20 protein-coding genes are annotated in these 19,094 nt (G+C 63.5%); 4 read left to right on the top strand and 16 right to left on the bottom strand.

Annotation, left to right across the window (positions count from 1 at the left end):
• Positions 1-103 precede the first annotated feature (103 nt).
• From ACQ5BL_RS02155 to ACQ5BL_RS02125, 7 genes are all read right to left on the bottom strand, one after another.
• Positions 104-2,092, bottom strand: a complete 1,989-nt coding sequence (locus ACQ5BL_RS02155; protein ID WP_207884273.1) for a polysaccharide biosynthesis protein — start codon at positions 2,090-2,092, stop codon at positions 104-106.
• Positions 2,093-3,095: 1,003 nt separating this feature from the next.
• On the bottom strand, positions 3,096-4,058 hold the full coding sequence (locus ACQ5BL_RS02150; RefSeq protein ID WP_430292770.1) for an NAD-dependent epimerase/dehydratase family protein: 963 nt from the start codon (positions 4,056-4,058) through the stop codon (positions 3,096-3,098).
• 60 nt (positions 4,059-4,118) lie between these two features.
• Positions 4,119-5,270: a tetratricopeptide repeat protein gene (locus ACQ5BL_RS02145; protein ID WP_243805633.1), complete on the bottom strand. Its 1,152-nt coding sequence runs from the start codon at positions 5,268-5,270 to the stop codon at positions 4,119-4,121.
• Positions 5,263-5,568, bottom strand: coding sequence for a lipopolysaccharide assembly protein LapA domain-containing protein (locus ACQ5BL_RS02140; protein ID WP_207884263.1), 306 nt, complete (start codon positions 5,566-5,568; stop codon positions 5,263-5,265). The genes ACQ5BL_RS02145 and ACQ5BL_RS02140 overlap by 8 nt, the downstream gene beginning before the upstream one ends.
• A gap of 32 nt (positions 5,569-5,600) precedes the next feature.
• A complete protein-coding gene (gene ihfB / locus ACQ5BL_RS02135; RefSeq protein ID WP_015478091.1) occupies positions 5,601-5,885 on the bottom strand; it encodes an integration host factor subunit beta in 285 nt (94 codons plus the stop codon).
• 201 nt (positions 5,886-6,086) lie between these two features.
• Complete coding sequence (locus tag ACQ5BL_RS02130) at positions 6,087-6,686, bottom strand: FMN-dependent NADH-azoreductase (RefSeq protein WP_243805635.1); 600 nt, start codon at positions 6,684-6,686, stop codon at positions 6,087-6,089.
• Between the two features lie 151 nt (positions 6,687-6,837).
• The gene (locus ACQ5BL_RS02125; RefSeq protein ID WP_243805637.1) at positions 6,838-7,152 is read right to left on the bottom strand and encodes a 3-phosphoglycerate kinase; all 315 of its coding nucleotides are present in this window, start codon (positions 7,150-7,152) and stop codon (positions 6,838-6,840) included.
• A gap of 55 nt (positions 7,153-7,207) precedes the next feature.
• On the opposite strand from ACQ5BL_RS02125, the gene ACQ5BL_RS02120 reads away from it, so the two are divergent.
• The 4 genes from ACQ5BL_RS02120 to ACQ5BL_RS02105 all read left to right on the top strand — a co-directional run bounded on the left by ACQ5BL_RS02120 (position 7,208) and on the right by ACQ5BL_RS02105 (position 11,459).
• Positions 7,208-8,134 (top strand): LysR family transcriptional regulator, encoded by a 927-nt coding sequence (locus ACQ5BL_RS02120; RefSeq protein WP_243805639.1) that lies wholly within the window; start codon positions 7,208-7,210, stop codon positions 8,132-8,134.
• Positions 8,135-8,169: 35 nt separating this feature from the next.
• Positions 8,170-8,961, top strand: coding sequence for an alpha/beta fold hydrolase (locus tag ACQ5BL_RS02115; protein WP_243805641.1), 792 nt, complete (start codon positions 8,170-8,172; stop codon positions 8,959-8,961).
• Between the two features lie 29 nt (positions 8,962-8,990).
• A complete protein-coding gene (locus tag ACQ5BL_RS02110) occupies positions 8,991-9,551 on the top strand; it encodes a peptidylprolyl isomerase (RefSeq protein WP_243434525.1) in 561 nt (186 codons plus the stop codon).
• 75 nt (positions 9,552-9,626) lie between these two features.
• Positions 9,627-11,459, top strand: a complete 1,833-nt coding sequence (locus ACQ5BL_RS02105) for an ABC transporter ATP-binding protein (RefSeq protein WP_243805643.1) — start codon at positions 9,627-9,629, stop codon at positions 11,457-11,459.
• Between the two features lie 262 nt (positions 11,460-11,721).
• Here ACQ5BL_RS02105 and ACQ5BL_RS02100 read toward each other — a convergent pair whose 3' ends face one another.
• The 9 genes from ACQ5BL_RS02100 to ACQ5BL_RS02060 all read right to left on the bottom strand — a co-directional run bounded on the left by ACQ5BL_RS02100 (position 11,722) and on the right by ACQ5BL_RS02060 (position 18,990).
• Positions 11,722-12,051, bottom strand: coding sequence for a YnfA family protein (locus ACQ5BL_RS02100; RefSeq protein WP_243805645.1), 330 nt, complete (start codon positions 12,049-12,051; stop codon positions 11,722-11,724).
• 30 nt (positions 12,052-12,081) lie between these two features.
• A complete protein-coding gene (locus ACQ5BL_RS02095) occupies positions 12,082-12,507 on the bottom strand; it encodes a hypothetical protein (RefSeq protein ID WP_015478190.1) in 426 nt (141 codons plus the stop codon).
• Positions 12,508-12,887: 380 nt separating this feature from the next.
• Positions 12,888-13,700 (bottom strand): SDR family oxidoreductase, encoded by an 813-nt coding sequence (locus ACQ5BL_RS02090; RefSeq protein ID WP_207887979.1) that lies wholly within the window; start codon positions 13,698-13,700, stop codon positions 12,888-12,890.
• A gap of 126 nt (positions 13,701-13,826) precedes the next feature.
• A complete protein-coding gene (locus ACQ5BL_RS02085) occupies positions 13,827-14,126 on the bottom strand; it encodes a hypothetical protein (protein ID WP_243805647.1) in 300 nt (99 codons plus the stop codon).
• A 130-nt stretch (positions 14,127-14,256) separates the two neighbouring features.
• Positions 14,257-14,415, bottom strand: coding sequence for a DUF3309 family protein (locus tag ACQ5BL_RS02080; RefSeq protein WP_207887975.1), 159 nt, complete (start codon positions 14,413-14,415; stop codon positions 14,257-14,259).
• Between the two features lie 123 nt (positions 14,416-14,538).
• A complete protein-coding gene (locus ACQ5BL_RS02075) occupies positions 14,539-15,165 on the bottom strand; it encodes a 3'-5' exonuclease (protein WP_243805649.1) in 627 nt (208 codons plus the stop codon).
• Complete coding sequence (locus tag ACQ5BL_RS02070) at positions 15,162-16,952, bottom strand: DUF294 nucleotidyltransferase-like domain-containing protein (protein WP_243805651.1); 1,791 nt, start codon at positions 16,950-16,952, stop codon at positions 15,162-15,164. The genes ACQ5BL_RS02075 and ACQ5BL_RS02070 overlap by 4 nt, the downstream gene beginning before the upstream one ends.
• A 74-nt stretch (positions 16,953-17,026) precedes the next feature.
• Positions 17,027-18,682 (bottom strand): cation acetate symporter, encoded by a 1,656-nt coding sequence (locus tag ACQ5BL_RS02065; RefSeq protein ID WP_207887970.1) that lies wholly within the window; start codon positions 18,680-18,682, stop codon positions 17,027-17,029.
• Positions 18,679-18,990: a DUF485 domain-containing protein gene (locus ACQ5BL_RS02060; protein WP_207887968.1), complete on the bottom strand. Its 312-nt coding sequence runs from the start codon at positions 18,988-18,990 to the stop codon at positions 18,679-18,681. Before ACQ5BL_RS02060 ends, ACQ5BL_RS02065 begins: the two co-directional genes overlap by 4 nt.
• Between the last annotated feature and the right edge of the window lie 104 nt (positions 18,991-19,094).

Genomic DNA, 19,094 nt, shown 5'->3' with positions numbered 1-19,094 from the left:
TTAAAGAGTCGGCAGCAGATTCCGCCACAGCCGACAGATCGCAAGGAAACGACTGACGACGTTCGCAGATGCGGCTCTTCCGCCGCCTGCTAAGAGCCCCCAATCAGGGCTCCATTCGCCGATGCTGGTGGATGAGATCAACGATGTCCCCCTCCGGGGAATAGCCATTGACCGTTTCACGCAGCAACTGGCGTACCCGCGCGTAGTTGCCCTGCTCGACCGCCCTGAGCAAGTCGGCCAGCACCAGCTTGAAACCCTCCCAAGGCATCAGCTCTTCGTTGGCCTTCATGATCATCGGATGCTCGGTGGCACTGACGTCATCGCCGATCAGCAACTCCTCATACAGCTTCTCACCCGGCCGCAGCCCACTGAACTCGATGGAGATATCGCCATGAGGCGTCCGCTCCGAGCGCACGCTCAGTCCGGACAGGTGAATCATCCGCTCGGCCAGCTCGAGAATCTTCACCGGCTGCCCCATGTCGAGCACGAACACGTCGCCACCGCATCCCATCGAGCCAGCCTGGATCACCAACTGTGCGGCTTCGGGAATCGTCATGAAGTAGCGGGTGATGTTCGGATGGGTAACCGTCACCGGCCCGCCGCGCTTGATCTGCTCGCGGAATAGCGGAATCACCGAACCGGACGAGCCCAGCACGTTGCCGAAGCGAACCATGGTGAAGCGGGTCTTGTTGACCTGATGCACACCAGACTTGTCACCAAACAGCACCGGCGCCGGCTCCTGGCTCAGAGCCTGCAGGATCATTTCCGCCAACCGCTTTGTGCCACCCATGACATTGGTCGGCCGTACCGCCTTGTCGGTGGAGATCAGCACGAAACTCTGGACCCCGGCCTGCACCGCCACCTGGGCCGTATGCAGAGTGCCGAGTACGTTGTTGAGCACACCTTCGGAAATGTTGTGCTCGACGATCGGCACATGCTTGTAGGCCGCGGCGTGGTAGACGGTGACTACCTTCCAGGTCCGCATGACTTCGAGCAGACGCTCGGGGCTGCGCACGGACCCCAGGATCGGCACCAGTTGAACCGGCAGGGACTCGCGCTTGATGCGCATATCCAGTTCCTGGTGCACGCGATAGAGGTTGTACTCACTGTGCTCGAACAGGACCAGCACCGTCGGCGAGGAGGCCAGTATCTGGCGGCAGAGCTCCGAGCCTATGGAGCCACCCGCCCCCGTCACCATGACCGCCTGGCCACGGATGCCATGCTCGAACAACTCTTTGCGCGGCTCGACCGCATCCCGCCCGAGCAGGTCGGAGATGTCCACCTCCTGGATATCATCCACGCGCACCCGTCCGTTGGCCAGGTCAATGAAACCCGGAACACTGCGCACGTGCAGCGGATAGGGCTCCAACAAGCCCAGGATTTCACGGCGGCGCGCACGCGAAGCGGACGGAATGGCCAGCAGCACTTCCTGTGCACCGGTCTCCTCGATCAGTTGCTGGATATGCTTGGGCTTGTACACGCGAAGACCAGCAATAATCCGGTTGGCTATCTCGTCGTCGTCATCGATGAACGCCACCGGGCGCATGGCCCGCCCCAGGCGCAAGGCGGCAACCAACTGGTTACCTGCCGAACCGGCCCCATACACGACCACCTTCGGCAAGCCGTCCTGCTTGTTGAAGAAGGGCACGGCCTGCACGGCACTGTACCAGTCCCCCATGAAGTACTGGCGCATGGCCAGGCGCAGACCGCCCACCATCAGCAGGCTGAGCCACCAGTAATTGAATACCAGAGAACGGGGAACCGCCTCCACGACCGAACGATTCCAGTACACCACCAACGACAGCAGTAGCGCAGACAGCGTAACTGCCTTCCAGATGGCGATCAGCGCGTCGTTACCGAGGTAGCGCATCACAGCGCGGTACATGCCGAAACGGATGAACAGCGGAAACGCCACCAAGGGCGCGGCAACGAACAGCCAGCTGTGTACGCGTAGCGGATACATCAGGTCCTCCGTCCCCAGGCGGACGATGAACGCCATCCAGAGCGAGAACCAGACCAGGGTGATGTCAGTGGCGACCTGCAAGAGTCGCTTGTACCGTCGCGGAAGCCTCAGCAGGCGTTCTCGGAGCATTGGTGCTTGTCCTTCATCCAGAGCAGGGATAACGCTTCCCCCCGCTACATTGACCACCATTTCCAATGGAGTTCAGCTCACATCCTGATCATCCGGACGACCTGCACCCAGACGAACCACGACAAGCACCAATGGGGCATGGCCACAAACAGTGCCAACACACCAGAACCCCGCCCCACACCGGCCAGAATCGCCAACAGCGTCAACCAGTAAAGATTGATCCCGGTAAATCGCCAGAGACATCCACAAATGGCATCCATAACACCCCGAAGCACAGTGGTAGGCGCGACTGGGTGCACCTCGTATCTGCTCACCGCTAACTCAGCGATGAAGCAAGATATAGCTCGTATCCTCCGCCACGAAAACTCATTGCAGGATTAGCCAACTCCATAGCAACGCCGACCTACTCGGGCCGCCTGGAGCGCCATGCCGTCCAGTACCTCCCCGAGAAAGCCACTACAGGCATCCCATGAAATACGCGCAGGGAGGGAAGTTCCATATCAGAAAACCCGCGCTCGCCATGGCCAGGAGCAATGGAAGCCACACCGTAGCGCCCGATCCGATCACCGCGAAACAAAGTGCGCCCATCAGACAGACGCTGATAGCCCTCCATACTGGTGATGCTATCCATGATAGTTATACAAACAGCCAGACCAGAAACACCAAGACTAGCAGATCGCCCACTACCCCCAGATCAATTACCCCTAGGGGGGGTTGGACAACGCCGACAATCCGCCATCCGAACCAAGGAAGCGCCCGGGCAGGCTCACGCTCGCGAGAATTGTCGATGACCATGCAGGGGGATCCGATGACGGCCACCCAGTCACTGGCCGGCAGCAAGGTCATCGGGCTACGTAATCTCCACCGCTCATCGAGACGCCGGAGTCCGGTGCGAACTGCGATGGCTGGGAGTATCCAAGACACTCCGCGTCACAGCGTATGGCCACCTCTTCAGGTCGGCCCTAGAGCGCCAAGTAAACAGCCGCCAGTAATAAAGCTGTGCTCATTCTCCTCGATGCTCCCTGCACCATTGCGCGGTTTCCTGGATGGCCTGCCTCATTTGCACCGGCGGCTTCCAATCCAGCAACTGGCAGGTTGCAGAAATATCCACCTGCAGCGAGCCGAGCAAACGCTGCATTTGCTGACCGCGACCGACGATAAGGCCCAGCATCCGCAAAACCCGGGTAGGCACCGGTAACAATCGCGGGGATACCCCCAGGGCTTCACTCAATTCGCGGCACAGTTGTGCAGTCGACAGGTCCCGTCCATCACTAACCAGGAACATCCGGCCTACCGCCGCGGGATGGCGCGCGCACAGCAGCAGCAGATCGACGAGATTGTCTCGCGCAACCAAACTGCGGCGATTGTCGATGGCGGCGAATGGCAGTGGCAGACGCTGCTGAAGTGCTCGCATCAGACTGGCGAAATTGGCTTTGACTCCTGGCCCGTAGACCAGAGGTGAGCGTACGACGACTACCTCCAGACCAGTCTCCTCGCCAACAGCAAACAGCGCCTGTTCTGCTTCGAGCTTGGACTGCCCGTAGGGGTCCTTCGGAAATGCGGGCGACTCGGCGCAATACGGCCGCCCCAACTCGGTTTCTTCGCCATTGGCCTTGATAGAGCTGACGTAGACGAATCGCTTCGCGCCTGCGGCAGCAGCCTGCCGAGCCAAGTGACGAGAAGCATCGACGTTCACCGCTCGCAACTCGGCCAGAGGATCAACGCAGCGCTCAGTCAAGACACGCACCTGAGCAGCCGCATGAATGACCACATCAATGCCCTGCAAGGCCATGTCCCAGCACTGGAAGACACTCAACCCCTGAATAAGAGTGCATTCGACGCCATCTGGCAGCACATCCGGCATCCGCCGTACAGCGACGCGCACACGCACTCCCGGCTCCGCGCACAAACGCGCGAGCATGCCTCGACCAACAAAACCTGTCGCGCCCGTCAGTAGAACGTTCAATTCTTTACCTGCAGAACCTGACGCCCATGGCGTCGTCGAGATTATCGTGCGAACCCGTGCTTAAAGAGGTGCAATAACCGGCCGCAGCGCATTCCAGGCATGGCAACTCGGGCACTGCCAGTGCAGTTCCCGCCCAGCGAAACCGCAGCGACTGCAGCGATAACGCGGCATTGTCCTATACAAGCCGATGATTACTGGAGCAATTTTTTCAATGGCGGACGGATTGACACCCGCCGTGCCAAGCGCCCCCAGGAACTCGCCAACACCTTGCCAGGACGGGCGCTGCTCGACACGCCGCAACAGGCTGTCGCGCCAGTGCGTGGAGACATTGTCAACCTCGGTCTCGGCCAGGACTGCCAGGATCAGCGGTGGGACCTCTTCGGACTCCGCCAGGTTGCGCAGGAACTCTCGAATCAGCGGCACACCCAGGCAATCGTAGCGGCGCAACAGCGGCACGATCTCCCCCACGAAAACTTTGGCGTCCCGTGCCACCTCGCCCATGGTAGCGACGGCCGCGGGATGATCCTGCCGCCAGAGCTCGCAATCCAGGCGCATCAACAGCGCCCGCACACAATGGCGGTCTACCCGGCGGGCTTCGCGCAGAAGCTCCTGCATTCCGCTGCGGTCACCGCCGCGCCCCTTCTCCTGGGCCAGTTCGCAGTAGTAGTTGGCCAGCGCCGCGATCAGCTCGGGGCGGCTGGGCACCAGTCGGGCCGCCAGTTCGATCGCCCGGGACCAGTTTTTCTCCCGCTCACAGATCAGTCGTTGTTCGTCGAGCGCTTCCAGCGAAATCGGCTCGCCCTGCAGGTGGACCAACTGGTCCAGCAACTCTTCGGCACTGCCGAGCAAGCCACCGGCGATGAAGTCTCGCGCCAGTTCAAGGCGAACCTGGGAGGCCAGCGAAATATCCTCGCCAGCACGCCCCAGGAGGTCCTGGTGAATATGAATGGCTTTTTCGATGTCGCCGCGCCGGCGGAACAGATTGCCAACATGCAGATGGCTTTCCAGCGTTTCCGGACTCAGCACCAGCCCCTGGGAGAGGCTTTCCAGCGCATCGTCGGAGTGGCGCTCCAGCAGGTTGTGCATGCTGTGGATGCGCGAACGCAGGTCATTGCCTTCGCGAGGGACGGGCTGGAAACGTGAACGGCGCCCCATCCACCAGCCGATGGCCAGGGCGCAGAAGAAGAACAGCGTGGCAATGACGCTAGGCATGATCCGTCAGCGACTTGTCACGCAGCGCGTCGTTCTCCTTGCGGAAGCGGGTGATTTCGGAGCGCATGCCGGCCATGCGGACGCGCGCCCTGGCGCGGACAGGAATGCCCATCAGCAGGCCAATCAGCCCGCCCAGGATGAAGGCCAGGGAAACGAACACCACCAGCGGCCATTGTGGCGACTGCCAGCCCAGGAAGGTCAGTTGCGCCGGCTGGAGGTTCTCCAGGACGAAAACCACGACCACGGCGGCCAGTACGACCAGCGCCAGGATGAACAGGAAACGCTTTACCCGAAGCATGGAAACTCCTTCAAAACGGATACCCCGGGGGCTCACTCGGGTTCGTTGACGCGGTCGCGCAGCTCCTTGCCGGGCTTGAAGTGCGGAACGAACTTGCCGTCCAGGCGCACGGACTCGCCGGTCTTCGGATTACGGCCGGTGCGCGGGGCGCGATAATGCAACGAGAAACTACCGAAACCCCGGATTTCGATGCGATCCCCCGTCGCCAGAGCCTGGGACATTTGCTCAAGCATGGTCTTGATCGCCAGCTCCACATCCTTTGCGGAAAGCTGCCCCTGATGGGTGACGATTCTCTCGATCAACTCCGACTTGGTCATGGTTTTCCCTTCTTTTTCAAGCGGCTAGATCAGCTCAAGGTTCTTTTAGCATGCTGATCAGACTTTGAACAGCCCGAAGGGAGAGGATGTGATTTACCCCTGCCGGCTCATTATCGGGAATAAAAAATGGCCGGCCTCCGGGGGAAGGAGGTCGGCCACGGTCGCACCCAGGAGCGAAAGGGTGCGCAAGGGAAAGCGGGATCAGGCGACGGCGGCGAGCTGGGCCTTGGCCTTGGACAGGCCCTTCTCGGCGAACTCGGCCCCCATGTTCAGGCCCTCGGCATGGATGAAGGTGACGTCGTGGATGCCGACGAAGCCCAGCGCCTGGCGCAGGTAGGGTTCCTGGTGGTCGAGCGCGCCACCGGCGTAGACGCCGCCGCGGCTGGTCAGCACGAAGGCGCGCTTGCCGGTCAGCAGGCCCTGCGGGCCAGTCTCGGTGTACTTGAAGGTGACTCCGGCACGCAGCACGTGGTCCAGCCAGGATTTCAGGGTGCTGGGAATGGCGAAGTTGTACATCGGCGCGGCCAGTACCAGCACGTCGGCGGCTTGCAGTTCGGCGGTCAGCAGGTTGGAACGCTGCAGCGCGGCACGCTCGATCTCGGACTGTTCCTGCTCGGGCTTCATCCAGCCGCCCAGCAGGTTGGCATCCAGGTGCGGCACCTGCTCGACGGCCAGGTCGCGAACCTGGATCTCGTCCGCCGGGTGGGCGGCCTGCCATTGGGCGATGAATTCGCGGGTCAGCTGACGGGATACGGAACCTTGCTGGCGGGCACTGCTTTCGATAACCAGAACGCGGGACATGGATTCGACCTCCATCGGTCAGTGACTTGTCGATGGAGTGAATCCTAGAGATGGATAACTCGATAAAAAAGCGGAAATAATCGCTATTAACTATCGAATAAATTGATTTTCAGCTGAACTGCTTCTAGTCTTGGACGGATAAAGAAGGCTCTCAGGCCGGCGTACAGGTGAGCTTGATGCGCAGCTTGATGACCGAGCGGCTGAAGCTGGTGGTCATGTTCGCATCCTTGCCCGGCTCCACGGTGGCCTTGCGCACATGGGGTGTTTCCGGCCCGTTGACGAACACGGCGGTGCAGGTCACCGGCTGCTGGCCGTTGTTACGCAGCAGGATCGCCCCCATCCGGTCGCCGATGTCCTGGGTGTCATAGCTGACCTCTGTGCCATTGAGCTTCTTCTCGACCTCGATGGGATAAGCCAGGGCGGTCAGCGGCAGCAGAGCCAGTACGGCACAGCAGATTTTTTTCATGGCGGTCTCTTGTTGGTTTTCTCCGGACCGCCAGATTAGACAAGAGGAAGCGAGGATGAAAGCGCCCCGCGTTACCCTGGATCAATGGCGAACCCTGCAGGCCGTGGTCGATCACGGCGGCTTCGCCCAGGCAGCGGAAGCCATGCACCGTTCGCAATCGTCGATCAGCTACACCGTGGCGCGCATGCAGGAACAGCTCGGCGTGCCGCTGCTGCGCATCGACGGGCGCAAGGCGGTGCTCACCGAGGCCGGCGAAGTGCTGCTGCGGCGCTCCCGCCAACTGGTGAAATCCGCCGGCCAGCTGGAAGAGCTGGCCCACCACATGGAACAAGGTTGGGAGCCGGAAGTCCGCCTGGTGGTGGACGCCGCCTACCCCACCGTGCGCCTGGTCCGCGCCCTCTCCGCCTTCATGCCGCAAAGCCGCGGTTGCCGCGTGCTGCTGCGCGAGGAAGTGCTCTCCGGCGTGGAAGAAGCCCTGGTGCAGGGCCATGCGGACCTGGCCATCAGCGGCCTGAACATCGCCGGCCACCTGGGCGCCGACCTGAGCGTGGTGGACTTCGTCGCGGTCGCCCACCCCGACCACCCGCTGCACCGCCTGCAGCGCGAGGTCACCCACCAGGACCTGGAAACCCAGATGCAGGTGGTGATCCGCGACTCCGGCCGCCTGCAACCGCGCGACATCGGCTGGCTGGGTGCCGAACAACGCTGGACGGTGGGCAGCCTTGCCACCGCCGCCACCTTCGTCAGCAACGGCCTGGGCTTCGCCTGGCTGCCGCGGCACATGATCGAACGCGAGCTCAAGGACGGCGTGCTCAAGCCGCTGCCACTGACCCAGGGCGGCGTGCGCGAGAGCCGCTTCTACCTCTACCCGAACAAGGAGAAGCCGCTGGGTCCGGCCACGCAGATTCTCGTCGAGCTGCTGACCACCTTCGCCAGCGTCCCGCTGGACGCGCACTTCGCCGCCCCCGAGAGCCCGGCCTGACGGCCAGGCCCCAGAGCAAAAGCAAGGAGCCCGTCATGCCCTTCTTCGACCACGCCGGCCACCGCCTGCATTACGAGGAAAGCGGATTCGGCACCCCGGTGCTGCTGGTGCACGGCCTCGGCTCCAGCACCCGCGACTGGGAATACCAGGTGCCGGAACTGGAAAAATGCCACCGGGTGATCGCCCTCGACGTGCGCGGCCATGGCCAGTCGGACAAACCGCGGGAACGTTACAGCATCGGCGCCTTCGCCGAAGACGTGATCGCCCTGCTCGACCACTTGCACCTGGGCCGTGTGCACCTGGTGGGCATCAGCATGGGCGGCATGATCGGTTTCGAACTGGCCACCCGCTGGCCGGAACGGCTGAACAGCCTGACCATCGTCAACAGCGCGCCGGAGGTGAAACCCCGAACCCTGCGCGAATACCTGGAAGTGGCGCGCCGCCTGTTCCTCGCCCACGTGCTGGGCCTGGACACCGTGGGCAAGGCGCTGGCCAAGCTGCTGTTCCCCAAGCCCGAACAGGCCGACCTGCGCCAGAAGATCCAGCAGCGCTGGCCGCAGAACGACAAACGCGCTTACCTTTCCAGCCTGCACGCCATCATCGGCTGGGGTGTGCAGGAGCGCTTGGCGCGCATAACCTGTCCCACGCTGGTGATCAGCGCCGACCGCGACTACACCCCCGTTTCGCTGAAACAGGCCTACGTCGGAAACCTGCCCAACGCTCGCCTGGTGGTGATCGAGGATTCGCGGCACGCTACCCCGCTGGACCAACCGGAACGCTTCAACACCACCCTGCTCGACTTCCTCGAGCAGGTCGACCATCCCTAGAACCCAACGGAAACATCCGCCAAATGACTCTGTTCAAACGCTTCCTGCTCGCTGCCTGCTCCCTGGTCCTGGCCGGTTCGGCCTTCGCCGCCGACGCCAACAAGCCGCACGTGCTGCTGTCCACCACCCAGGGTGAAATCGAAATCGAGCTGTATGCCGACAAGGCCCCCATTTCTGTGAAGAACTACCTGTCCTACGTCGACAGCGGCTTCTACAACGGAACCATCTTCCACCGCGTGATTCCCAACTTCATGATCCAGGGCGGCGGCTTCACCGAAGCCATGAAGGAAAAAGACACCCAGGCGCCGATCAAGAACGAAGCCGACAACGGCCTGCTCAACGAGCGCGGCACCCTGGCCATGGCCCGCACCAGTGCAGTGGACTCGGCGACCAGCCAGTTCTTCATCAACCTGACCGGCAACGACTTCCTCAACCACGGCAATCGCGACTTCGGCTACGCCGTATTCGGCAAGGTCGTACGCGGCATGGGCGTGGTCGACCAGATCGCCCAGGTCCAGACCGGCAGTCACGGCATGTTCCAGGACGTCCCGAAAACCCCGGTCGTCATCCTCTCCGCCAAGCGTCTGTAAGTTTCCACGATTACGGCTGACGGAGGCCCTGCTCAGCGGGTCCAGGACGGACCCGCTACCAACCCGAGAAGAATCATGCTTTACCGTCGTTTCGAACGTCTGATCGACCCCTTCCGCGACGTCCCCGAGCGCATGCCGCCGTCCGACGTCATCCGCTTCTACGTCTATTACCTGCGCCAGGTCTGGCCGGTATTCCTCGCCCTGCTCTTCGTCGGCCTGATCGTCGCGCTGATCGAAGTCGCGCTGTTCAGCTACCTGGGGCGCATCGTCGACCTCGCGCAAGGCACCGCCCCCACCGACTTCTTCGCCCTGCACGGCCGCGAACTGATCTGGATGGCCGTCGTCGCACTGATCCTGCGCCCGCTGTTCAACGGCCTGCACGACATGCTGGTGCACCAGAGCATCAACCCCAGCATGACCAACCTGATCCGCTGGCAGAACCACCGCTACGTGCTCAAGCAGAGCCTGGGCTTCTTCCAGAACGACTTCGCCGGGCGCATCGCCCAGCGCATCATGCAGACCGGCAACTCCCTGCGCGACTCCGCCGTGCAGGTGGTGGACGCCATCTGGCACGTGGTCATCTACACCATCAGCGCCCTGGTGCTGTTCGCCGAGGCCGACTGGCGCCTGATGATCCCGCTGGTGCTCTGGGTGATAGGCTACGTCGGCGCCCTGGGCTACTTCGTGCCGCAGGTGAAGCGCCGCTCGGTGGCCGCGTCCGATTCCCGCTCGAAACTCATGGGCCGCATCGTCGACGGCTACACCAACATCACCACCCTCAAGCTGTTCGCCCACACCCGCCAGGAAGAGGACTACGCCCGCGAGGCCATCGACGACCAGACCCGCAAGGCCCAGCGCGCCGGGCGCGTGGTGACCTCCATGGACGTCACCATCACCATCTTCAATGGCCTGCTGATCGCCGGCACCACGGGCCTGGCCCTGTGGCTGTGGACCCAGTCGCTGATCTCGGTGGGCGCCATCGCCCTGGCCACCGGCCTGGTCATCCGCATCAACAACATGTCCGGCTGGATCATGTGGGTGGTCGGCGGCATCTTCGAGAACGTCGGCCAGGTGCAGGACGGCATGCAGACCATCGCCCTGCCCCGCCAGGTGATCGACAAACCCGACGCCCGGCCACTGGTGGTAAACCGTGGCGAGGTGCGTTTCGAGCAGGTGTCGTTCAGCTACGGCAAGGGCGGCGGCCTGATCGACGGCCTCGACCTGGTGGTGCGCCCCGGCGAGAAGATCGGCCTGGTCGGCCCCTCCGGCGCCGGCAAGTCCACCCTGGTCAACCTGCTACTGCGCCTGTATGACCTGGAAGGCGGGCGCATCCTGATCGACGACCAGGACATCGCCGGGGTGACCCAGGAAAGCCTGCGCGCGCAGATCGGCATGGTCACCCAGGACACTTCGCTGCTGCACCGTTCGATCCGTTCCAACCTGCTCTACGGTCGCCCGGATGCCGGCGAGAACGAACTGCAGGACGCCATCCAGAAGGCTCGCGCTTCGGAGTTCATCCCGCAGCTGAGCGATGCCGAAGGGCGCACCGGCCTCGACGCCCACGTCGGCGAGCGCGGCGTGAAGCTCTCCGGCGGCCAGCGCCAGCGCATCGCGATCACCCGCGTGCTGCTCAAGGATGCGCCGATCCTGATCCTCGACGAGGCCACCTCGGCGCTGGACTCGGAAGTGGAAGCGGCGATCCAGGAAAGCCTGGAGACCCTGATGCAGGGTAAGACGGTGATCGCCATCGCTCACCGCCTGTCCACCATCGCGCGCATGGATCGCCTGGTGGTGCTGGAGCACGGGCGCATCGTCGAGAGCGGCAGCCATGCCGAGTTGCTGGCCCATGGCGGGCTGTACGCGCGGTTGTGGCGGCACCAGACGGGTGGGTTCGTCGGGGTGGATTGATACCGAACGCTGTGCGCCGCGCCGACCCCGCTCTCGTAGCAGCGGAGCTTCTCCGCGATGCTCTTCAGCGAGGCCGACATTTCGCGGACAAGGTTTGCTCCTACGAAGGCCCCGATTGGCAGCTCTTGTAGGAGCGGACTTCATCCGCGATCCGGCCGACAGGCCGGTGCTCTGTCCTGTGTCCCGGCTGCGCCGGGATTTCGCGGATAAGATCCGCTCCTACGAGAGCTGCATCAGACTCTATCTATAGGCGTCACCGCAATCAGGGCGCGAATCTAGGCCCGAACAGCACCACGCTGGCGCCGATCACGCACAGCGCGACGCCTACCCAGTCGCTCCACAGCGGACGGCTCTTTTCCACGAAGGCCAGCCAGAACAGTGAAGCGGCGACGTAGATGCCACCGTACGCGGCATAGGCACGCCCGGCATAGCTGGCCTCGACACGGGTGAGCAGCAGGGCGAATACCGTCAGGCTGAGCAGGCCGGGAATTATCCACAGGGCGCTCCTGTCCAGGCGCAGCCAGAGGTAGAAGGCATAGCAGCCGCCGATCTCGCAGAACGCGGCGAGGACGAACCAGAGGTAGTTGATCATGGGCTCTTTCCGTGACGGGAGGCGTGCCGGTCAGCCGCGCAGGCCGCCCTCGCGTTCCCAGGCGCAGCGCACTTTCAACTCCCCTTCGCGCGGGCTGTGGAAACCGTTCTCCGATTCCCAGCGGAAGGTGTGGCTGCCGTTGACTTCGGTTTCCAGGTGGACCACCGCACTGGCCCAGTAGAGGCGGCGCAGCAGGGCCTCGAATTGCTCGACCCAGAGCTTCCATTCGTACTCGATGGTCTGGTAGCTGGCGCCGAAGTGGATCACCTGGGACTGGTACAGGCCCGCGCCTTCGGTTTCGCAGCGGCTGAACATCTCGCGGCCGAGGAAGGGCCAGGCCTCGCCCATCGGCAGGCTGTCGAGCACCTTGCGGTTGGCGGCGCGGCGCAGGCGGCGCTCCATCGAGTCGCCGGGCCAGTCGCGGATGCAACCATAGACGATGGATTCGGACTGCAAGGGGGTTCTTCCTTCAATGACACCGGTGCCTTCTAACACAGGCCCGCCAACACGCAAAGCGCGAATCCACGCCGATGCGCAGTGGCCCGAAAAAGCAAAAGCCCCGCGAAATGTGCGGGGCTTTCACCGGGGTCCAACGTTCTTCAGCCAGGCAGGCCGGTGACTAAAGCTAACCCTTTGCACCGGCGTGGGCAAGCCCTGTTTTTCTTCGCACCAAAAGAGAGCCGATTCCTTACCCAGAACCTGCTTTACGATCTTGCGAGCTAGAGCAGAACAAGGCGAGAGCAGCTGAGAAAGCGGAGTGGACACGCAGTCCATGAGCATTTCTCAGCTGCTCTCAACGCAGTTATGCCGACGCGCAGCAGATCGTAATCAGGTTCTCAGGCGAGCGTGCGACGCTTGGCTTGCATCTTCTCCGCCATCTTCGCCATTTCGTCGTAGATCGCCTGGGGGTTCTGCTGCTTGATCTGCCAGGCCATGCGGCCCTGCTCGTGGGGCAGGATCATGAAGACGTCGCGGGCCACTTCCTGATGGATGTAGTCGGCGATGTCGGCGGCGCTGATCGGCGAGCTTTCCAGCAGCTTGCCGACCTGGGTCTTCATTTCCGGGCTCGGGCCGCGGAAGGAATCCAGCAGGTTGGTCTGGAAGAACGACGGGCAGACCACGTGGACCTTCACGTCCACCAGGCTCAGATCCGCCAGCAGGCTTTCCGATAGCGCCACCACGCCGGCCTTGGCCACGTTGTAGTTGCTCATCGCCGGGCCCTGCATCAGCGCGGCCATGGAGGCGATGTTGATGATCCGCCCCTTGCTCTGCTCCAGCAGCGGCAGGAAGGCCTTGCAGCCCTTGACCACGCCCATCAGGTTGATCGAGATCTGCCAGTCCCAGTCTTCCAGCGACAGCTCGCTGAAGAAGCCGCCCGAGGCGACGCCGGCGTTGTTGACGATGATGTCGATGCCGCCGAATTTCTCTTCGCAGGACTGCGCCAGCTGGGTCAGCTGACTGTAGTCGCGCACGTCGCAGCGCTGGGTGAAGCCGTCGCCGCCGGCTGCGCGCACAAGTTTCAGGGTCTCCGCCAGACCCGCTTCGTTGACGTCGGCCAGGGCCAGCTTCCAGCCCTCGCGGGCCCAGCGCAGGGCGATTTCGCGACCGAGGCCGGAACCGGCGCCGGTGATCATGATGCGATTTTGCATGGGGAGGTCTGCCTTTCTTGTTAGGACGTGAGCCGAAGTGTAACCACGGCTTCGCGCCCCCAGCGGCGAAATCAGGGCGCTGAATGCCCCCGGCAAACCGCCGTCGCAGGCCCCTGAATCAGGCGGTCAATCGATCAGCAGGACACAGAGCTTGCCGAGCACCAGGGCAATGCCGGCAAAGACCAGCACGTGAGTCGTGCAATGGATGTGCTCTCGCTTGAATTGGGCGAGCCCGCTGATGCGGTAGCGCAGCAGGAAGACGCCAAAGGCCAGCGGGATCGCCGGCCCCAGGAAAGCGAATTGCCAGTAGCGAGTCGGATTGTCCACCGGGTCGAGCGTCATGGCTTCGACCAGCGGCGGCACACCCAGCCCGCACTGGACGAGCAGCCAGATGGCTCCCAACGCGATCAGTACAACGCCCAGCATCCCGTACGACTCCCTGATGGCAAAGGCCCAGCATGTTAGAGCAAGCGTGGCGGGCGGGCTGTGCGATGAGTCACCCTGCGAGATCATGGAAGTCGCGAACCGCCCGGAGCACCGGGCGGCCCGGCGGGGCTCATATGTGCCCGAGCAATATCAGCACCAGCAGGACGACGAGCACTACGCCGACGACACCGGAGGGGCCGTAGCCCCAGTTGCGCGAGTGGGGGAAGACCGGCAGGCCACCGATCAGTAGCAGTATCAGAATGATCAACAGAATGGTCCCGAGTCCCATGTCGTCTCTCCTCTTGGCTTGACGAGGGGCGATGGCTCGCGGTGAGGCGACTGGCCAGCGCTTGTAGTCTGGGACTGGCACGGTCCTGGGAAGATTCAAAGATTCGGCTGGCCTGCCGCGGACTCAACCGAGATTGCGCGGCAGCGAGCCCTTGCGCAGGCGCAGGAACATCAACGCGGCGGTGCGCGCATCGCCGATGGCGGTGTGGCGGCCTTCCACGGGAATATCCAGGTTGCGCGCGAGGGTGTCGAAGCGCAGGTCCAGGTGCAGGTCTGGGAAGCGCCGGCTCATCTTGCGGTGGTACAGCTCGGAAACCTCCACCCGTGGATTGTCCAGTCGCGCGCCCAGCTGCTCGCGCAGGTGCCGGCGCAAGACGGCGACATCGAAGGACAGGTAATAGCCAAGCAAAGGACGATCACCGACGAACGCCTGCACCCGGCGCAGCGCTTCCGCCAGCGGCAGCTGCCCCTCCAGGTCGGTTCGGCGCAACTTGTGGATGCGAATGGACTCGCCGTCCAGGCTCGGCGGCGGCTGCACCAGCAACTCCAGGCGCTCGCCGAGGATCAGCTTGCCACGCCGGATGCATACGGCGCCGATGCTGAGGATGTCGGCCTTGCGCGGATCGAGGCTGGTGGTCTCCAGGTCCAGCGACACCAGCTCCTCGGCGTCCGCCGGATCATGCCGCCACCAGTACAGGCGGCGGCGCCAGGCGGACCACTGCTGATCGGGAAGGCTCACACACGCGTTCATCGGGTCTCCAGGTGGAACTGCCGGACCAGGCTCTGCTTGAACTTCTTCACCACATGCAAACCGTAGCGCAACAGGTCGCGCTCGTGGCGGCTCAGGCGCGAAACATCGAGCCCCTGCAGCCGGCCGTCGCGCTGACCGTCCAGTTGCTGGCGCAGGCGCAGTTGCAGGAACAGCTCGAAGGACTCCACCAGGTTGTCCGCCAGCGACTCATCCAGCACCCCGAGCGCCTTGAGCGCGGCGAGCCGACCCAGGGTACCGCGCTCCTCCAGCCCTTCGCGCAACGCCAGGGCGCGGGCGCCGTGGACGATGGGGAAGATGCCGCCGCGCTTGATGTCCAGGTGCGCGTCCTGGGTCTTGAGCTGGCCGAGGAAGGTCAGTGGCGTGTCGAATTGCAGGGCCGGCAGCACAAGGTCGCTCAGCCAGCGACTGTCGTCGCCGGCCAGGGCATTCAGGCTCTCGCGCAGGCCGTCGAACAGTTGCAGGTTGCCGGCCACCGGCCAGGCATCGGCGAGGATCGACAGGCGCATCAGTTGCTCGGGGCGCCCCTGCAACGGCACAGCTCGCAGCTCGTGCTGCCATTCGGACAACGGCTTGCACCATTCGCTGCGGCTGGCCATGACACCGCCGGGACAGGGTGGATAACCGAAGTCCAGCAGCGCCGCGGAGAAACGCTGCATCAGGTGCAGGCCCTGCTCCACCGGAAGATCATCGGCAAGGATCAGGGCGTTGTCCTGGTCGGTCTTGAGCAACTGCTCGGCACGGCCTTCGCTGCCCATTACCATCAGGCAGCATTTGCCCCGCAGCGTCGGCGGGATCAGCAGTTCGAACAGGCGCTGGAGCAATTGCTCGTTGAGCGCACTGACCAACTGCATGATGAAACGCAGGCGGATGCCGTTGCCGGCCAGGGTGGCGATCAGGGTGTGCAGGGTTTCCGCCGCCGCGCGCAGCTCCGCCTCGCTCTCGGCGCGGGCGATGCGCAGCGCCAGGACATGGGAATGCGTGGAGAACAGGCTGAGCACCTGGGTCAGGTGCAGCAGGCCGACCACCCTGCCCGCCTCGCAGACCGCCACGCGCTCGATACGCTGGCGGGTCATCAGGATCATGGCGTCGAACAGGAAGTCGCCCAACTCGACGCTGGCCAGCGGCCGGTGCGCCAGCGGGCCGATGGGCTCGGCCTCGCTGCGGCCGTCGCGGAAGTGCGCAACCATCAGGTCGGTACGGGTGACGATGCCCAGCGCGCCCTGTTCGCGCACCAGCAGCGCATCGGCGCCACGGCTCAGTTGCAGGCGCGCGGCATCGCCCAGGGGCAGCGTCGGCTCCACCTCGATAGCCGGCAGCAGGTGCTCGCGGGCGATGCGGGTGAGGATGAATTCGGCGAGGTTCTGCCCGTCGCGGCGTTCCAGTTGGCGCTTGCTGGCAAGGTCGGCACGGAAGAAACGGGCGAACTGCGGATTGCTCGTACAGAGCTGGTGGAAGACCTCCGCCGGCAGCTCGTAGACGATGCTCTCTTCCACCGCCTGATAGCGGTGCTTGCTGCTGCCGGAAAACAACCCGCGCACATCGAACAGATCCTCGGCGGCGTACTGGGCGAACAGCTTGCCGTCCTCGCCGCGCTCCTCGATCACGCCTTTCATCAGGATGAACAGGCACGGCACCGGCGCGCCGGGCTCAAGCAGCACTTCGTCGACCGTGTAGTAACCCACGCTCAGCGCATCGCGCAGTTGCTCACGCTCCTGCGGGCGCAACTGGTCGAAGGGCGGCGCGGTGAAATTGAAATCGTCGGACATCCAATAGTCCCCGTCTCAAAGCAGCGGGGCCGGAGGTGTTTCCACCCCCGGCCCCGGCAGGTCAGCTCAGGCGATCAGTGGGCGACGGCGCCACTGGCACCCAGGCCGGTTTGCGAGCGGATGAACTGCGGGAAGAAGCGCGCGCGCTCTTCGTCGGCCGCAGTGGACTTGTCGGTGATGGAGAAGAACCAGATACCGATGAAGGCCACGGCCATGGAGAACAGCGCCGGGTATTCGAACGGGTAGATGGGCTTCTCGTGGCCGAGGATCTGCACCCAGATGGTCGGGCCGAGGATCATCAGCACCACGGCGGTGATCAGGCCCATCCAGCCGCCGATCTTGGCGCCGCGGGTGGTCAGCTTCTTCCAGTACATGGAGAGCAGCAGCACCGGGAAGTTGCAGCTGGCGGCGATGGAGAAGGCCAGGCCGACCATGAAGGCGATGTTCTGCTTCTCGAACAGGATGCCGAGGATGATCGCCACTACGCCCAGGCAGACGGTGGTTATCTTCGACACACGCAGCTCATCCTTCTCGTTGGCCTTGCCGTTCTTCAGCACGCTGGCGTACAGGTCGTGGGACACGGCCGAGGCACCGGCCAGGGTCAGGCCGGCAACCACCGCGAGGATGGTGGCGAAGGCCACGGCGGAGATGAAGCCCAGGAACAGGCTGCCGCCCACGGCGTTGGCCAGGTGCACGGCGGCCATGTTGTTGCCGCCCAGCAGGGCGCCGGTGGCGTCCTTGAAGTCCGGGTTGGTGCTGACCAGCAGGATCGCGCCGAAGCCGATGATGAAGGTCAGGATGTAGAAGTAGCCGATGAAACCGGTGGCGAAGAACACCGACTTGCGGGCTTCCTTGGCGTCACTGACGGTGAAGAAGCGCATCAGGATGTGCGGCAGGCCGGCGGTGCCGAACATCAGCGCGAAGCCCAGGGAGAAGGCCGAGATCGGGTCCTTCACCAGGCCGCCGGGGCTCATGATCGACTCGCCCTTCGGGTGGACCTTGATGGCTTCGGAGAACAGGGTGCTGATGTCGAAGTTGACGTGCTTGAGCACCATGATCGCCATGAAGGTGGCGCCCGAGAGCAGCAGCACGGCCTTGATGATCTGTACCCAGGTGGTGGCCAGCATGCCGCCGAACAGCACGTACAGCACCATCAGGATGCCGACCATGACCACCGCGACGTGGTAGTTCAGGCCGAACAGCAGCTCGATCAGCTTGCCGGCGCCGACCATCTGCGCGATCAGGTAGAAGGCCACGACCACCAGCGAACCGCAGGCGGACAGGGTACGGATGTCCTTCTGCTTGAGGCGGTAGGACGCCACGTCGGCGAAGGTGTACTTGCCCAGGTTGCGCAGGCGTTCGGCGATCAGGAACAGGATGATCGGCCAGCCGACCAGGAAGCCGATGGAGTAGATAAGGCCGTCATAGCCCGAAGTGAACACCAGCGCGGAAATGCCCAGGAAGGACGCGGCGGACATGTAATCGCCGGCGATCGCCAGGCCGTTCTGGAAACCGGTGATGCTGCCACCGGCGGTGTAGAAATCGGCGGCGGACTTGCTGCGCTTGGAGGCCCAGTAGGTGATGCACAGGGTCAGGCCGACGAAGGCGACGAACATGATGATGGCGGACAGGTTCAGCGGCTGGCGCTTCACCTCGCCGGTGAGGGCGTCAGCCCAGAGTGCGGGGGCAAATGCGGCCAGAGCAAGGGCCGCGGCGATACGGCCTTTCATTGCTGGGCCTCCTTGAGGATTTCCTGGTTCAGACGGTCGAATTCACCGTTCGCACGGCGCACGTAGATGCCGGTGAGCACGAAGGCCGAGACGATCAGCCCGACGCCCATGGGGATGCCCCAGGTGACAGACGAATCGGCACTGATCTTCGCGCCAAGCAGCTGCGGCTGGAAGGCGATCAGCAGGATGAAGCTCACGTACAGGCCCAACATGACCAGGGAGAGCAGCCAGGCGAATCGCTCGCGCTTGGCCACCAGCTCTTTGAAGCGCGGATTGGTATCAATCCGCTGGTAGATGCTGTCGTTCATTTTGTTCTTGTCCTCACAGCGGGGATGACGCGGATGTCGTCGATCTCCACTTTAGGACTACGGTGCAAGCACTCCAGACGACTTTAGTCGTAGCGGAGGTCGTC

The organism is Pseudomonas sp. B1-22 (assembly GCF_050474425.1).
GTDB lineage: Bacteria > Pseudomonadota > Gammaproteobacteria > Pseudomonadales > Pseudomonadaceae > Pseudomonas.
This window is presented reverse-complemented; position numbering and strand designations above follow the sequence as displayed.

What these genes read in the sequence shown, in the direction of transcription:
- ACQ5BL_RS02070 (WP_243805651.1), bottom strand. Translation starts at nt 16,952, where the DNA reads ATGTCCGACGATTTCAATTTCACCGCGCCGCCCTTCGACCAGTTGCGC.
- ACQ5BL_RS02075 (WP_243805649.1), bottom strand. Translation starts at nt 15,165, where the DNA reads ATGAACGCGTGTGTGAGCCTTCCCGATCAGCAGTGGTCCGCCTGGCGC.
- ACQ5BL_RS02115 (WP_243805641.1), top strand. Translation starts at nt 8,170, where the DNA reads ATGCCCTTCTTCGACCACGCCGGCCACCGCCTGCATTACGAGGAAAGC.
- ACQ5BL_RS02125 (WP_243805637.1), bottom strand. Translation starts at nt 7,152, where the DNA reads ATGAAAAAAATCTGCTGTGCCGTACTGGCTCTGCTGCCGCTGACCGCC.
- ACQ5BL_RS02105 (WP_243805643.1), top strand. Translation starts at nt 9,627, where the DNA reads ATGCTTTACCGTCGTTTCGAACGTCTGATCGACCCCTTCCGCGACGTC.
- ACQ5BL_RS02080 (WP_207887975.1), bottom strand. Translation starts at nt 14,415, where the DNA reads ATGGGACTCGGGACCATTCTGTTGATCATTCTGATACTGCTACTGATC.
- ACQ5BL_RS02060 (WP_207887968.1), bottom strand. Translation starts at nt 18,990, where the DNA reads ATGAACGACAGCATCTACCAGCGGATTGATACCAATCCGCGCTTCAAA.
- ACQ5BL_RS02130 (WP_243805635.1), bottom strand. Translation starts at nt 6,686, where the DNA reads ATGTCCCGCGTTCTGGTTATCGAAAGCAGTGCCCGCCAGCAAGGTTCC.
- ACQ5BL_RS02145 (WP_243805633.1), bottom strand. Translation starts at nt 5,270, where the DNA reads ATGCCTAGCGTCATTGCCACGCTGTTCTTCTTCTGCGCCCTGGCCATC.
- ACQ5BL_RS02120 (WP_243805639.1), top strand. Translation starts at nt 7,208, where the DNA reads ATGAAAGCGCCCCGCGTTACCCTGGATCAATGGCGAACCCTGCAGGCC.
- ihfB (WP_015478091.1), bottom strand. Translation starts at nt 5,885, where the DNA reads ATGACCAAGTCGGAGTTGATCGAGAGAATCGTCACCCATCAGGGGCAG.
- ACQ5BL_RS02065 (WP_207887970.1), bottom strand. Translation starts at nt 18,682, where the DNA reads ATGAAAGGCCGTATCGCCGCGGCCCTTGCTCTGGCCGCATTTGCCCCC.
- ACQ5BL_RS02085 (WP_243805647.1), bottom strand. Translation starts at nt 14,126, where the DNA reads ATGCTGGGCGTTGTACTGATCGCGTTGGGAGCCATCTGGCTGCTCGTC.
- ACQ5BL_RS02090 (WP_207887979.1), bottom strand. Translation starts at nt 13,700, where the DNA reads ATGCAAAATCGCATCATGATCACCGGCGCCGGTTCCGGCCTCGGTCGC.
- ACQ5BL_RS02100 (WP_243805645.1), bottom strand. Translation starts at nt 12,051, where the DNA reads ATGATCAACTACCTCTGGTTCGTCCTCGCCGCGTTCTGCGAGATCGGC.
- ACQ5BL_RS02155 (WP_207884273.1), bottom strand. Translation starts at nt 2,092, where the DNA reads ATGCTCCGAGAACGCCTGCTGAGGCTTCCGCGACGGTACAAGCGACTC.
- ACQ5BL_RS02140 (WP_207884263.1), bottom strand. Translation starts at nt 5,568, where the DNA reads ATGCTTCGGGTAAAGCGTTTCCTGTTCATCCTGGCGCTGGTCGTACTG.